The sequence below is a fragment of the Nonomuraea sp. IBHARD001 genome, assembly GCF_056106265.1.
This window is the reverse complement of the sequence record NZ_JBWBBW010000001.1, coordinates 351,931-365,080: the sequence shown is the minus strand read 5'-3', so window position 1 is coordinate 365,080 and position 13,150 is coordinate 351,931. Positions and strand designations below refer to the sequence as shown.

General features: G+C 67.7%; 11 protein-coding genes. 6 read left to right on the top strand and 5 right to left on the bottom strand.

Going from position 1 to position 13,150, the window contains the following annotated elements:
* Positions 1–40 precede the first annotated feature (40 nt).
* From ACTWNK_RS01485 to ACTWNK_RS01470, 4 genes are all read left to right on the top strand, one after another.
* Positions 41–469 (top strand): ASCH domain-containing protein, encoded by a 429-nt coding sequence (locus ACTWNK_RS01485; protein WP_474301658.1) that lies wholly within the window; start codon positions 41–43, stop codon positions 467–469.
* Between the two features lie 181 nt (positions 470–650).
* Positions 651–1,727, top strand: coding sequence for a tyrosine-type recombinase/integrase (locus ACTWNK_RS01480; protein WP_474301657.1), 1,077 nt, complete (start codon positions 651–653; stop codon positions 1,725–1,727).
* Entirely contained in the window at positions 1,724–2,065 is a 342-nt protein-coding gene (locus ACTWNK_RS01475; RefSeq protein WP_474301656.1) for a helix-turn-helix domain-containing protein, read from the top strand. The genes ACTWNK_RS01480 and ACTWNK_RS01475 overlap by 4 nt, the downstream gene beginning before the upstream one ends.
* Before the next feature lie 290 nt (positions 2,066–2,355).
* Positions 2,356–3,492, top strand: a complete 1,137-nt coding sequence (locus ACTWNK_RS01470; RefSeq protein WP_474301655.1) for a tyrosine-type recombinase/integrase — start codon at positions 2,356–2,358, stop codon at positions 3,490–3,492.
* Positions 3,493–3,561: 69 nt separating this feature from the next.
* Here ACTWNK_RS01470 and ACTWNK_RS01465 read toward each other — a convergent pair whose 3' ends face one another.
* The 5 genes from ACTWNK_RS01465 to ACTWNK_RS01445 all read right to left on the bottom strand — a co-directional run bounded on the left by ACTWNK_RS01465 (position 3,562) and on the right by ACTWNK_RS01445 (position 9,852).
* A complete protein-coding gene (locus tag ACTWNK_RS01465; protein WP_474301654.1) occupies positions 3,562–4,401 on the bottom strand; it encodes a phosphotransferase family protein in 840 nt (279 codons plus the stop codon).
* A gap of 474 nt (positions 4,402–4,875) precedes the next feature.
* Complete coding sequence (locus ACTWNK_RS01460; protein WP_474301653.1) at positions 4,876–6,012, bottom strand: TniQ family protein; 1,137 nt, start codon at positions 6,010–6,012, stop codon at positions 4,876–4,878.
* The gene (locus ACTWNK_RS01455) at positions 6,012–7,136 is read right to left on the bottom strand and encodes a TniB family NTP-binding protein (RefSeq protein ID WP_474301652.1); all 1,125 of its coding nucleotides are present in this window, start codon (positions 7,134–7,136) and stop codon (positions 6,012–6,014) included. The genes ACTWNK_RS01460 and ACTWNK_RS01455 overlap by 1 nt, the downstream gene beginning before the upstream one ends.
* A complete protein-coding gene (locus ACTWNK_RS01450) occupies positions 7,133–9,181 on the bottom strand; it encodes an integrase catalytic domain-containing protein (RefSeq protein WP_474301651.1) in 2,049 nt (682 codons plus the stop codon). The genes ACTWNK_RS01455 and ACTWNK_RS01450 overlap by 4 nt, the downstream gene beginning before the upstream one ends.
* The gene (locus ACTWNK_RS01445) at positions 9,178–9,852 is read right to left on the bottom strand and encodes a TnsA-like heteromeric transposase endonuclease subunit (RefSeq protein WP_474301650.1); all 675 of its coding nucleotides are present in this window, start codon (positions 9,850–9,852) and stop codon (positions 9,178–9,180) included. Before ACTWNK_RS01445 ends, ACTWNK_RS01450 begins: the two co-directional genes overlap by 4 nt.
* Positions 9,853–10,259: 407 nt before the next feature.
* Here ACTWNK_RS01445 and ACTWNK_RS01440 point away from each other — a divergent pair, with 407 nt between their 5' ends.
* Positions 10,260–10,601 (top strand): hypothetical protein, encoded by a 342-nt coding sequence (locus ACTWNK_RS01440; RefSeq protein WP_474301649.1) that lies wholly within the window; start codon positions 10,260–10,262, stop codon positions 10,599–10,601.
* On the top strand, positions 10,598–12,847 hold the full coding sequence (locus tag ACTWNK_RS01435) for a relaxase/mobilization nuclease domain-containing protein (RefSeq protein WP_474301648.1): 2,250 nt from the start codon (positions 10,598–10,600) through the stop codon (positions 12,845–12,847). The genes ACTWNK_RS01440 and ACTWNK_RS01435 overlap by 4 nt, the downstream gene beginning before the upstream one ends.
* The last annotated feature ends 303 nt before the right edge of the window (positions 12,848–13,150 follow it).

The window sequence follows — 13,150 nt, the reverse complement described above, 5'->3', positions numbered from 1 at the left end:
GACGTCCTTCGTCGACGTCATGGCCTGGATGGTTAGTCGGATGTTCGCCGACCTCAAGCTCTTCTACCGCGCCCATACCGCCGCCGAACTGGACAAGATCATGACCACACAATCTGCCTCACCGACGGGTGTGCACGCCCGGGAAATGGACCTCTATCGCTGCTCCTTCGACCTGGTCGCTGATGGCTCCAAGACGGTCGAGGTGCGCGTGCAGTATCCGCGCATGCGCACCCTGGCCACTGGCGACCACATCCGGTTCGTGTGCGAAAGCGATGAGGTGCTCACCCAAGTTAAGCGGGTCGCCCGCTACGTCAGCTTTGAGGACATGGTGGACGCCGAAGGACCAGAGAGAGTGAACCCGACCAGTCCGCGTGAACAGCAGCTCGTCGACATCCGCCGCATTTACGGTCCAGACAAGGAAGCCCTCGGCGTGCTGGCCATTGAAATCGAACTCCTCGAAACCCAGTAAGCAATAGACGATCGGTTCCCTTGGGCTGATGTGTAGCCGGACGAGGCATCACCGCACCTGCGCCCCCACGGGCACCGGTACGAGATGGTCTCTAGATCGACTTGAAGAGAGACGATCATGGGTGAAAGGATCATGCCTCGGTTGAAGCTGTTTCAGCCACAGTGAACATCGAGGGGGCGAGTTGACGCTGGCGGTGGTGCGACCTCTGCGGGACGTGAGAGGGCCGGCGACAGAGGAGGAACTCGCCGACTTCGAGCTGGACGCGCTGTCCAAGTTCGTCCTCGCACGACTCTCCGCAGGGCTGGCCGACAGCACGATCCGAGGCGACGTCAGCCACCTCCAGCTGATCCGGGACTGGTTCGACCGACCCCTGTGGGAGATGGAACCCAAGGACGCGGATCGGTACTTCGGCACCGTCCTGCGCAACGCGTCCGCGGCGACCCGGGCGGCGCGGGCACAGGTGCTGGTGACCTACTTCGAGTTCCTGGAGGTGCGTCACAAGGTCGAGTTACACGAGCTGACGGGCCGCGTGGTCGAGTGCCCGATCGACGAGATGAACCGCCCCCGGATGTCGGTCGACGCGCAGATCCGCATCCCGCCGACCGAGGCGGAGATCGAGCAGCTGTTCGCCGGCTGGCGCGAAGAGCTGGCATCCTGCCGCAAGTTCGCGCCAGCGGCCCGGAACTACGCGGTGTCTCGCCTGTCGGCGGACGTGGGATTGCGGATCAACGAAGCCTGCATGCTCGATCTGGACGACGTGCGCTGGGAGCTCGGGCGGTTCGGCAAGCTCAATGTCCGGCACGGCAAAGGCTCCCGCCGGAAAGGGCCGAAGCAGCGCCTGGTCCCGCTGATCAACGGCGCAGACAGCGTGCTGACGTGGTTCGTCCAGGACGTCTGGAGCCAATTCGAGGCCGACCACTCCCTGCCGGGCGCGCCGTTGTTCCCCTCGGAGCGTCGACAGATCGACGGACCGGGAGCGCGCGCAGGCACTGACGTCGTCCGGCGCGCGTTGGCGGCCGCGGTCGACCGCCACCTGCCGAGCTGGACGGGCAAGCTGACCCCGCACGTGCTGCGGCACTACTGCGCCAGCCAGCTCTACCGGGCGGGCGTGGACATCCTCGCATTCCAGGAGCTCCTTGGACATTCATGGATCTCCACGACGATGCGCTACATCCACGTGCACGGAACCCGCATCGAGGACGCGATCATGCGCGGCCAGCAACGCGCCGCCCAGCGGTGGGAAGGGCTGATTCGATGAAGTGGAACTTACGCCTGGCGGCGGCCAACCGAGGCATCTGGAAGGCCAGCGAGCTGCGACGCATGCTCGCCGAGCGCGGCGTGGAGATGAGCGTCGGAAAAATGTCCGGGCTGTGGTCGGGTCGGCCCAACGTGCTGCGTCCAGAAGAACTGGACGCGTTCTGCGCGGTACTCGGTTGCGAGATCAGCGAGCTGATCACTGCTGAACCCGAGGCTGTTCCGGCGCCCCCATCGAGGACGGAGGAACGCAGCGCAGTCGGCCAGGACGGCGCCGTCGTGGAATCGACCCGGATGGTGAAGCCGAGGGCGCAGACAGGCCGTTCGCTTCCACCGCGGTGAATAGGCAGCCTGTCGGCGAGCCCTGCCTGGGGTGCGGAGGCTCGATCGAGTCCAGCACGAGCCGCCGCGGCGGACGACCGCGCCTGTATTGCCGCTCCTGTCGGCCATCGCGAACAGAGAAGCGGCGAACTCCCCCTGGCCAACAGCCCAGCGAACCATGCCGGACATGCGGAGGCGTCGTGGACCACGATGCCTCCGAGCGTCGCGGCGGGCGGCCCCGACTGAACTGCGAAAAGTGCCGGCCAGCAAGAAGCAGCCGGCAGCCCGCATCAGCCGTTCGCCTCGACGACGTGATCGGTGACCTGACCATTTCGTCCACCCAGCGCGCCGTGCTGCAGCGGGTGGCCGAGGCCGCCGAGGCAGCGAACTGGAGCGCCCAGACTCTCCGGCCGGCGCTGGCCGGTCTGGTTCGCATCTTCGATGGGCACCCGGATGGACAGCCGGTCCATCGCAGTCGGCTGAACACCGAACTCGGTGGTTCGAGCGGGGCCCGGCTGGTGCGCATAGTCCTGGATGAGGTCGGCCTCTTCTCCGACGACACCGTGTCCACGATGCGGCTGTGGGTCGAACGCCAAAGCAGCCTGCTTCCCGAGGGCTTTCGCGTCGACGTCCGTACCTGGCTGATCGTCCTGCTGGAGGGCAGTGCGCGCACCAAGGCTCGATCGGAGTCAACGCTCTATGCCTACTTCGGACGAGTCCGACCACACCTCCTGGCTTGGTCGGAAACCCGAAACCAGCTGCGGGAGATCACGGAGAACGACGTCACCCAGGTGTTGGACGCGTTAACCGGCCACCAGCGCGCTGGCACCTTCACCGCATTGCGGTCACTGTTTCAGTTCGCCAAGCGCCACCGTCTGATCTTCGCCGATCCCACCCGCCGCTTGAGCGTCGGCCGGGCGCCAGCGCGCATGTTGCAGCCCATGACAGACGCGGAGATCGCCGAAGTGAAGAAGACAGCGGTGACGCCAGAACAGCGCCTGGTCGTCGCCCTGGCCGCCGTCTACGCCATGCGCGCGAGCGCCATTCGCCACCTCACTCTTGACGACATCGACCTGGCCAGGCGGCAGATCCGGTTCAGCGGCCATCACCAGAAACTGTCCGAGTTCACGCACCGCGCCCTCGTCGACTGGTTGCACGATCGCCATCGCAAGTGGCCGCAGACGCCCAATCGCCATGTCCTGATCTCGTGGAAGTCAGCCGCCAGCACCGAGCCCGTCAGCGACTACTACCTCACCTGGCGTCTACTGCTTCTTGGCGTCCAGCTTGAGCAGATCCGCGGTGACCGTGTCCTCCAGGAAGCACTGGCGGTCAACGCGGATCCGTTGCACCTGGAGCTGGTCTTCAACCTCAGTTCGCAGACCGCCATCGAGTACGCGGACATCGCCCGAAGTCTGCTGGAGCGTCCTATCGAAGGCGTGTTGTGTTGAGTGCGGTGAGAATGCCAGTGCCTCGCGCGGACCTAATGTCAGAAGTTCCGACGTTCGTGGTTGAGGGCGCTAACCTCGTTCCTCCAGCCAAGCGAGAACCGAACTGACGAAACCGTCGACGCGCGGCAAGGGTTTGCCGGCGAACACCGCATGGAGGTGCCCGACCCCGACCGCGTCGTTCCAGGCCCAGGCGCGTCGGTGGGTTTCCTCATCGGTGGCACGGAGGACGTCCCAGCCGTGCCACGTCGCGATGAGTGCCGCGTCAATCGCCGGGTCGGACAGGATCGCCATGTCCCAGTCCAGAACGCCGGTCAGCTTGCCGTCCTCGCCGAAGTGGACGTTGCTGCCGCCGAGGTCGCCGTGAACGAGCCTGGCCGGGACCTCCTCAAGTGCCAGCATCGTGTCCAGTCGCTCCCGGACTCCGTCACGCCACTTCGTCGGCAGGCGTGGAATGATCTCCTCGCTCAGGATGTCGGCCCATCCCAGGCCATCGGCGTACCGGCGCGGCGTGTGGAGAACGGCTTCCAGCTGCGGGGAGATCTCCACCTCGCGCAGTGCCTCCAAGAGCGGTGCGAACGCAGCCGGATCCCCGATGCCTTCCGGCATCCCCTTACCGTCGATCCACGAAAGCGCGACGGCCGCGCGTTCCCCGAACGTGGTCACCGCGGTCAGCGGTTCCGGCACGGCGAAAGGCAGGCCCGCCGCGGCGACGGCCCGAAGAATCTCGACCCGGCGCGGCAACGCGGTGGCGTGACTGGGGCGCTTGCTGATGCGTACCGCGGCGACGCCGGGGAACAGCACGACGTGGTGCATGTTCCCGTGCTCGGCAAGGCGTGCAGCGTCGGGAGGAGCGTCGGGGACAAGTGCTTCAGCGATTTCCAGCAGGTCGGCGGGGACGGGTTGAGGCATCTGGCTATCCTGCCGGACGATCGCATATGGCGATGACCAGGCGTGGTGGCCCGGGAGGACCGACCAGAACGGGCGGTGCCCGGCCGTAACACTGGGTACGCGCCGTATGCGCTCGCCGAGCTTCTGCGCCGCCACATCACCCATCGCGCTGGACCGCCGAGGCATGCTCGCCGAGTGAGCACCGTCCAGCGAAAGCCGCACGCTTCGCTACCTACTGGCATCAGATCAGCGCCAGCCGCTGTCAAGAGATTGGCGTTTCCGCTTACACAAGTTCGGCGTTCAACACATCGCCCGAAGTCTGCTGGAGCGACCTATCGAAGGCGTGTTGAGCCGAACTCAACCTGATCTTGATCATGAGCTGTCGAAACCCCGTGGGTTCCATTGTCCGTTCCGGGTGAAGGTTGCTCGTGAGCGGCTTGGCGATCTGCGGTTGTGCAGGGTTGGTTGGGTCGGCGGCGCGGTGGTTGTTCGGAACTACTTTGCGTTTTCGGTGGAGGGCTTGAACCGGTGCAGGGTCCGTCCGCTCTGCCAGATCGCTCCGGCGTACTTCTCCATGGGGATCGACCACTCGCGGATCACGACCGGGTGAACCGTTCGGTGGTGGAGGACGACATTGCCCGATCGCCGTGCTCTGCTGAACCACATCGCGGCTTTCGCGTGGCGGTCGAGGTTGGCCTTGGTGATCGTTGTTGTCAGATGGCTGGGGCGGCGGTGGCCGGGGGCCGCGGCGAAGGTGGTCGGCGGCGGGCTGGGCGGCCGCCAGCTGTCTTGCTCGATCCAGTGGGCGATCGGGTCGTTGCTGTCCCGCGGCTGGTAATAGGGGTCTCCGACGCGGTGTCCGATCATGACGCAGAAATGACCAAGTAGCTCGTCGTCAGCGGCGGCCATCTTCCGCCAGATCGGGTCGGCCAGGATCTCGGCTATGCGGATGGCTTCGGGGTAGATCGCGGCGAACAGTTTGGAGGCGCTGAAGGTCTGTCGTTCGGTGTCCGGCGGGATGAAAACGAGGGTCCGCAGACCCCATATGGCCTTGTTGAGCCCGAGTCCGGCGGGCTCGTCTTCGGTGCTGTTGCTGTCCCAGAGGTGTCCGCAGATCATGAACGCGGTCAGGACGGCGTCGTAGGTCGCCGCCCATCCAAAGCGCCGCAGCAGGCGGTTGTGGCGCCGCTGGGCCGCGGGAATCTCGGGGAAGTCGTGCAGGGGCGGGCTGGGGAGGTTGAGGTCGGGCGGCCCGATCCAGTGCTGGTGCTTGGCGCAGACATAGCGGTGGTGGGGAAAGAGGCGGAACACCGGTCCGCCGGGGTGGCGGGCGTCGCAACGCGGGCAGCCGATCTGTGGGATGTGGCGGAAGGCTGGCCAGGTCGGGGGCGGGTCACGCAGTTCCAGCAGGGCGCCGGCCAGATGCCCAGCTGGTCGTGCGGTGAGCGCGGCTAAGGCATGAGGATCTGGGGTGCGGCGGCTGGGCGTCGGGTAGGGGGTGGTGACCTGCTTCCAAAGTTCATCGCCGTCCAGGGCGTTGAGGCTGGCCAACCGGGCGAGATAGGAGGCGAGCGTCTCGTGCTGGGCGGGGGGCGCAGTGATGGGCAGGCGGCGTGGCAGCGGTGAGGACATCACAGAGCGGTGGCCTCGCCCAGAGCGGGCTTGGCCTTCTTGGTTGGGGCGCTGTGGCGTTCGGCGGCGTAGTCGATGGGGACCAGGTCGAGGAGGTCTTCGGTGATCTGCTCGATGCCGGTCTCGATGGCCAGGACCGCGGCGCCGCGGATGAGCTGGGAGAGGCTGCCGATCATCCCACCGGTGCGGCGATAGAGCTGTTCGGCCATCCCTGGGAGAGTCCCGGGGGTGTGCTCGTGCAGCCGCAGGGTGCTCTCCCAGGTGGCGATCAAGGCGTCCCAGGCGTCGCGCTGCTCGGCGGTGCCATAGGCGAACGGCGCGGCCGGGACGACCGCGAACCGTCCGGCGATCTGCCGTCCCCGGGCCCCGGCGAACAGGCCCTGGGCTTCGACTTCCACTCCGGCGTAGATGAAGGTGGCCGGCAGCCGTTCGGCGAAATACTTCAGCTGGTCGGAAACCTCGGCGCCGGAGCGGGTGGCCAGGGAGATGTTGTGGATCTCATCGACCAGTACCAGGTCGACATGGGTGTGGGCGGCGACCGAGCAGACCGCGTTGGTGACGTCAGTGATGTTCGCGCGGGAGGGCAATTCCAGGCCGAGGAAGCGGGCGAACTCCACTGCCAGCATCTTCGGGGTGGCTGCCATCGGAACCGTCACGTAGATGACCGGCAGCCGGTCTCTGTCGTGCGGGTGCCGGTTGCGGGTGGCGATCTCGTGGGCGCGGCCGAGTTGGGTGAGCGCCGTTGTCTTCCCGGTCCCGGACATGCCGCTGATGATCGCGCCGCGCCGTGCCGAGATCTGCCGCCGGTTCAGCTGGACCAGCAGCCGCCCGGTGGAGATGACCTTCCGGATCGTCGGCGTGTTCACCAGCGGAAGGTCGGAGTGGTAGTCCCGGCGCGCCTCTTCCCGGGCGGCGCGGGCTGCTGTGGGCAGCGCCAGCAGTTGCTCGCTGGTGAGCGGCTCCGGCGGGCGCGGCGTGTGGTCGACGAACCTGCGCCAGCCCTCCTTGGTGGTCAGCGGGACATCCGGCGGGACCGGCTGATCGCTGTCGACGGGCGGCGTCGGTGAGCTTCCGGAAGGCCAGGTCTCGAAGGCGGTGGGCCGGGTGCGGCGGGCGCGGCTCATATCCACTTCTCAGCTTCGGCGGCGGCATCGAAGATCCCGAACTCCACCACCTGGCGGCCGGCCGGGGCCGGTTCGGTGTGATCAGGTGCTTGCTGTGGCGCGGGTTCGCCGACCCGCGTGGCGGCCTTGGTGCGCGCCGCGATCTTGGCGCTGCGCCTATCCCACCGCCCGGGACCGGTCTCGGCGCGGGTGAGGAGCTCGTCCAGGACGCGGGCGACGTCGGTCTCGTTGGTGTCGTCCAGGCCGCGCTCGGCGGCCAGGCGGCGGGCGTGCCGCCAGGTGAAGTCGGCGAACGGCGCCGAGACCATCGCCTGGTGGGTCCAGGGGACGGTGACCCATCCCTCCCGGGTGCGGACGAACACCTGCGAGAGGTCGTAGGGGTCGTAATGGACCTCCCAGAGGCCCTTCTTCGCCATGACTCCCGAGTGCTGGCGCCGGTAGGGACCCAACTCGTCCCGACCGCCGCGGTGGTCGGTGTCATAGGTGCGGTAGTCGACGCGGATGCCGTACTCGTTGATCGCGCGCCAGGCGACTGGCAGCAGCTCCAGGTAGTCCTCCCCGGTCAGCAGCAGCGGCAGGTAGCCGGCGGCGGCGACTTGAGCGGCGTAGGCGTCGTTCGGCGAGATCGACCGCCTGGGCAGGTAGGGATCGCGCAGCCCGTCGTGCGGGCGGTGCTGCCAGGTGATGATCCATTCATCCAGCAGGTCCTGCAGCTCCGTGACGGTCCAGGCCGCCTCGGCCTCGGCCGCCGCACCTCGGCGGGTGACGTCACGGCCGGTGTAACCGGGCAGGTGCTGGCACCACAGGGTGTTGATCGCCGAGAAGGTCGCCTCGACGATCGCCTTGTCGGTAGGGGTCCGCGGCCGTGCCCGCTGAACCGAGACGCCCAGCCGTTCGCAGGCCCGCAGGAACACCTCGGAGATGAACACCCTGCCGCCGTCGATCACCACGGTGTCCGGGACGATCACAGGCTTGGCCGCCGCCTGCTCCATCCGGGCGTCGATGTCGACCAGGTGGACGTGCGGGAGCCGGGAAGCGGCCATCGCCAGCGAGGTGTCCCAGCCCGGCCGCATCGGTTCGGGCACCAGCATCCGCGCCAGCAGCAGCGCCGCGTCGACCGCCTTCGTGCCGACTGGCCGCAACACCGCCGCGCAGATCGTCCGCGTCGCGACGTCAACCGCGATTGTCAGGTCGGCCCGCGCGGTGACGCCGCCGTCCAGGAGCACCATCACGTCCAGCGGCGTGGAGTCGATCTGGACCTGCTCACCCGGCCGGGTCGCGATGGTCGGGGTGAACGGCCCGTCCGGCCGGTTGGCGCTCTGCCGCCGGGTGACCGCCGACCCGAACGTGTGGCGTCCCGTCGCCAGAGTGTCGATCAGCCGATAGAACGTCGTCTTGCCCGGCAGCGAGACCACGCCCGGCCCGTGCGCGTCCTCCAGCGCCTTGGTGACCCGGCGGATCAGCCGCGACCGGGTCCCGGTCGAGGAGTCCGTCTCGGCTGCGATCGCCTCCTGAATCGCGGCGATCAGCCGCGGGTCCGCCCTGCCGGTGACCTCGACCTCGCGCAGAGCCCGCTGATCGACCAGCCCCCACAACCCCTGCTCACCGAACCGCAGCCGACGGCCCTGGACCGTCCTGACACTCACCCCGAGCTCGTCGGCCTTGGCCCGGTCCCGTTGACTCACCGTCCGCAGCACCGGGTCGTATTCGGGCCGTCCCGCTGTGCCCGGTTCGGCATCCGGCGGGAGACCGGTGATCACCTCGATGATGTGTCGCTCCCACTGCTTGGCCTCACCCAGAACCTCGGCGGGCAGGCCCTCCAGCAACCCGAACGGCGTCATCTCCGGGAGCGGTTCGCCATCGATCACGCCGAAGCCCGGAGCGCTCATCAGGTGGGTAGCCAGCACCACGCTCTGCCCGCCGGCGGCGGCTCGTAGCCGCACCGAGGCCCCCGCCAGGGCGACCACCTGGTGCTCGCTGCCGTCATAGTGGACCCAATCCCCTGGCCGCAGTACCGGCCAGCCGCCGGCCCCGCTGCCGTTCACGCCGCGGCCCCTGATCCCAGGGCCGTGCGGATCAGCGAGGCCTGGTGCAGCGGTGCCGAAAGGTCACCCTCCAGCTCGTGGCACCACAGCAGATGAAACAGCACTGGTAACACCGCAATCGTCTGCCCGACCTCCGCCGCGCCCTCCATCAGCGGCACCGGCTCCCCAAAGACCTGCAGGAGGCATTCCGCCGTCTCGGCCACCAGGTGGCGCGGATGGCGGTAACCAGCCAGCCAGCGGATGTTCGCCGTCATCACCGGGTCCGGCGCACCCACCAGCCGGTAGTCCCACCCCACCAGCTCACACGCCACGCGGGCGGCCTCGAACGCCTCCAGGTCCCGTGGCGGGCGCCGCTCATCCGGACGGCAGTCGACCACCACGGCCGAGCCATCATCGCGGCGTAGGAAGTAGTCGGGGGCGTGCGAACGGGACTTGCCCTCCACCGTTTCCCAAAACAGCCAGAACGGTTGCGAGGCGATCGCGACCACCCCGGGGTCGAAGTCGAACGCTGCCAGATGATCGCGCTCCAGCCACGACTCATAGCCCACATGCCGCCGGTCGGTCGCCGACCACCAACGACCCGACAGATGCCGCTGCCCGCGGTAGGACGCGAACTGCCGCACCGGCGCCGCCCGCTCCAACCGCAGCGACCACGCCTCATCCAGACTCACCCGAGCCTGCCCGCCAGCGCTGGTCACGTACGCGAGCTCGAACCCCTCAACCCGAGGAGGGGCACCACCCTGAACCGACCTCAACACCGCCACAACGGGACATCATGCCGCACCAAGATCCACCGCATGCAAGGTTCAACCGAACAGATCACCATCGCACGCAATCTTCATCCGGAACACGAAGCCTTCATGCGGAAACGACATCCATCGTGAAGACCTTCATTCGCGGTGAACCCACGGGGAACCGTGGAGCAAGTTAGTGGATAAGTCAGGCTTACCGGTCTTGTGAGGTGATCGCCGGATACGATCACGCTCTGACTTAGCGCAACGTGGCATTGACAGCATCGGTCACAGGGAGAGCGATGTCGGGACGGCGCAGTCGCACCGGTGGGCCAAGACTTCGAAGCGTGGGCAAGCTGCGCTTCTCCGAGGAAGAGCTTGCGACTTTGAGGTTCGCCGCCAAGCGTCAACGGCTGAGTGTGGGGGCTTTCGTCGCGACCGCCGCAGTTGCGGTCGCCAAGGAAGAACTGGTGCCGGTGCCGTTGGATGAGCGTGAACAGCTGGCGGAGTTCGTGGCTTCACGGGTGGCGCTGAACCGAGTCGGCAACAGCCTGAGTCACTTGGTGAGGGAGGCCGATCCTGGGCGGGAGCTGCCGCAGGTTCAGGCCGTATTGTCCAGGGTTGCTAGAGCGGTGCAGCGGGTGGAACTCGCTGCCGATGCCGTACATGAGCTGGCCCGGCGTCGATGATCTCCAAGGTGGGCCGTGGAAGCAACACCTACGGCTTGCTCAGCTACCTGTACGGCCCCGGCCGGCATGAGGAGCACATCACCCCGCACATGGTGGCCAGTTGGGATGGGCATGAACCAGATCCGGCCGAAGAATCAGCACCTCTGCCCACTGCACTGCAGCGGCTGGCTCAGCGCCTGGATCGGCCGGTGGCCGCGTACCCGGGAGCAGTGGAGCGCCACGTCTGGCACACCTCGGTGCGGCTGGCCCCCGGCGATCGGATGCTGAGTGATGACCAGTGGGCTCACATCGCCCGCCGCCTGGTCGCCGCCGCAGGTCTGGGCGCCGACACCGGTGAAGGATGCCGGTGGGTGGCGATACGACATGCTGACGATCACATTCACATTGTGGCCACATTGGTCCGCCAAGACGGCAAGCAGCCGCACCTGCGTGGCGACTACTACCGTCTGCGGCACGAGTGCGGACAGCTGGAGCGCGAGCTCGGCATTCGCATCACCGCCCAGCCCGATCACACCGCGCTGTCGGCACCCACCCGGGGCGAACGTGGAAAAGCGCACCGCGTGTGCGGAGAGAAGGTCGCCTCTCGCGAGCACCTGCAGGCGCTGGTTCGAGCCGCAGCCCTCCAGTCTCACAGCGACGACGACTACGTGGCGCGGTTGAAGCAGGCCGGGTTGCTGGTCAAGATGCGCCGCACTCCTTCCGGGGACGTCACCGGGTATGCGGTGGCTCTGCCGGGCGACGTGACTGCAGACGGCAGCCCGGTTTGGTTCTCCGGCTCCACCCTGGCCCCGGATCTGTCGCTGCCTCGAATACGGCAACGTTTTGGTCCCCGTGCCGCTCGGTATCCGCCCCTGCCGGGTGCCGCCCGCAAACACCCCATCATGGGGCGGCGTTCGCCTGCAGACGCGATCGACGCTCACCAGCAGATCCGCATCCAAGCCTGGCAGCAGGCCGCTGACGCCGTACGCGAAGCCGTCCTGGTGCTCCAGCGCGGTGCGTCGCCGGACGTGGCGGCCACGGCAGCGGCGCTGTCGGATCTGGTGACCGTCGCCGCTCAACGCTCCCCCGCCCAGGTGCGGTCCGAATTGGAGTTGGCCGCCCGGCACATGCAACGGCTGGGGCGCACCCCTTGGCGCGAGCTCAACCAGGCGGCGCACCGCGCCCGGGCGGCGATGCAGGCGATCCTGCTGGCCGGTCACGCGCTCGGACACGGGGAGGAACAGGCAGCTGTTCTCGCCTTCGTTGTCGCGGCGGTACTCGCGGTGCGGGCGCTGAGAGCGCACCATCACGCTGCCGGGAGGCAAGCCCAAGCCTGCGTGGCCCGTCTGGCAGGCGAGCACCTGCAATACGCCGCCGAGGCGCTGGGCGCGCGGCCGCGAGCGCGCGCCGACCATGCTGCGGCTCAGCGCCCGGACCTGAAGCAGGCGCTGGCCACAGCGGTGGAGGGGCGGGCCGATGCCGAAGCCATCGTGGGCGGACCTGCCTGGCCGACACTGGCCGGAATGCTGCGCCGCATCGAACAACTCGGCCATGAGCCCGCCACCGCGCTGGCCGAGGCAGTCGGGCAGCGGCCGCTACGTGACGACCTCGCCAGTCCAGCACGAAACGAGACTCACGTGCTGATCTGGCGCCTGCAGCGCTGGGTGGCCGATCAGGGGGCCGACGCTGTCTCGGCCAGCACACGCAGGAGATCACGCCCTGGAACGCGAGGACAACGGGTCCGGCAATCGCCCTCGCCGCATGGGGCGGCGATGACGAGGCGACAGCAGCAAGACCCACCCATGCGGCCGAGCCCTCCTGTGCACCGCTCACGATCACGCACGGACGCCGCTCAGAAAGAGAACGCTGCCCCTGCCCATGCTGTCCCTGCCATCGAGCGTGCTGTCCTGAAGGACAGCGATGATCGTCTCTGGCAGCGCGCCGTCCTGACGGTGGTGGAAGCGCAACGTTGCTCGCCACACTTGCTGCAACAGCTCATGTGGGTGCGGCCGGAAGTAGCCGCAGATCTGGTGCGCACGTTGCGCGAGCGCGGTGTGATCGAAGCTGCCCCTGAGGGCGGCGATCGTGTGACGATCGGCGCCGACCAACTGCCTGCGCTGCGCCGGATGCAAGGAGAAAGGTCGGCGCGCGCAGCACGGGCGACGTCCTCGGTGTCGCGTTCCCCGTCGACTCCGGCTCCCCGCCGGACCGGCAGGGGCCTCGATGCCGCTCCGGCCGCGCGGCGACGCCCTGGATCTCGATCGTGATGTCGAAGTGCCACGATACCCGCAGCCCACATGCGAGCGCTGCGCACCGCAGGTGTGTGGCAAGAAGCGAACTGCGGAGCCGGAGGCACACCATGGCTCATTCTCCACGTCCAGTTGTCGTGTCAGGCGTAGTCCCTTCATCGCCCGTGTCGCTGGGAAGAACTGCATGGCGACCTCACGAACGGCAAGCGCCGCGCGTTCGCCTTCGAGGGGTGGGGGCCGTCTGGTGCCTCTGGTCGTGTCGGATTCGCCTCCGATGCAGCGAGCATATGGGGAGATCCTTTTGGGCCAGGCCTGCTCTGG

Excerpts from the sequence above, each read along its gene's own strand:
- ACTWNK_RS01485 (WP_474301658.1), top strand. The coding sequence starts at position 41 with ATGTTCGCCGACCTCAAGCTCTTCTACCGCGCCCATACCGCCGCCGAA.
- ACTWNK_RS01475 (WP_474301656.1), top strand. The coding sequence starts at position 1,724 with ATGAAGTGGAACTTACGCCTGGCGGCGGCCAACCGAGGCATCTGGAAG.
- ACTWNK_RS01465 (WP_474301654.1), bottom strand. The coding sequence starts at position 4,401 with ATGCCTCAACCCGTCCCCGCCGACCTGCTGGAAATCGCTGAAGCACTT.
- ACTWNK_RS01460 (WP_474301653.1), bottom strand. The coding sequence starts at position 6,012 with ATGTCCTCACCGCTGCCACGCCGCCTGCCCATCACTGCGCCCCCCGCC.
- ACTWNK_RS01455 (WP_474301652.1), bottom strand. The coding sequence starts at position 7,136 with ATGAGCCGCGCCCGCCGCACCCGGCCCACCGCCTTCGAGACCTGGCCT.
- ACTWNK_RS01435 (WP_474301648.1), top strand. The coding sequence starts at position 10,598 with ATGATCTCCAAGGTGGGCCGTGGAAGCAACACCTACGGCTTGCTCAGC.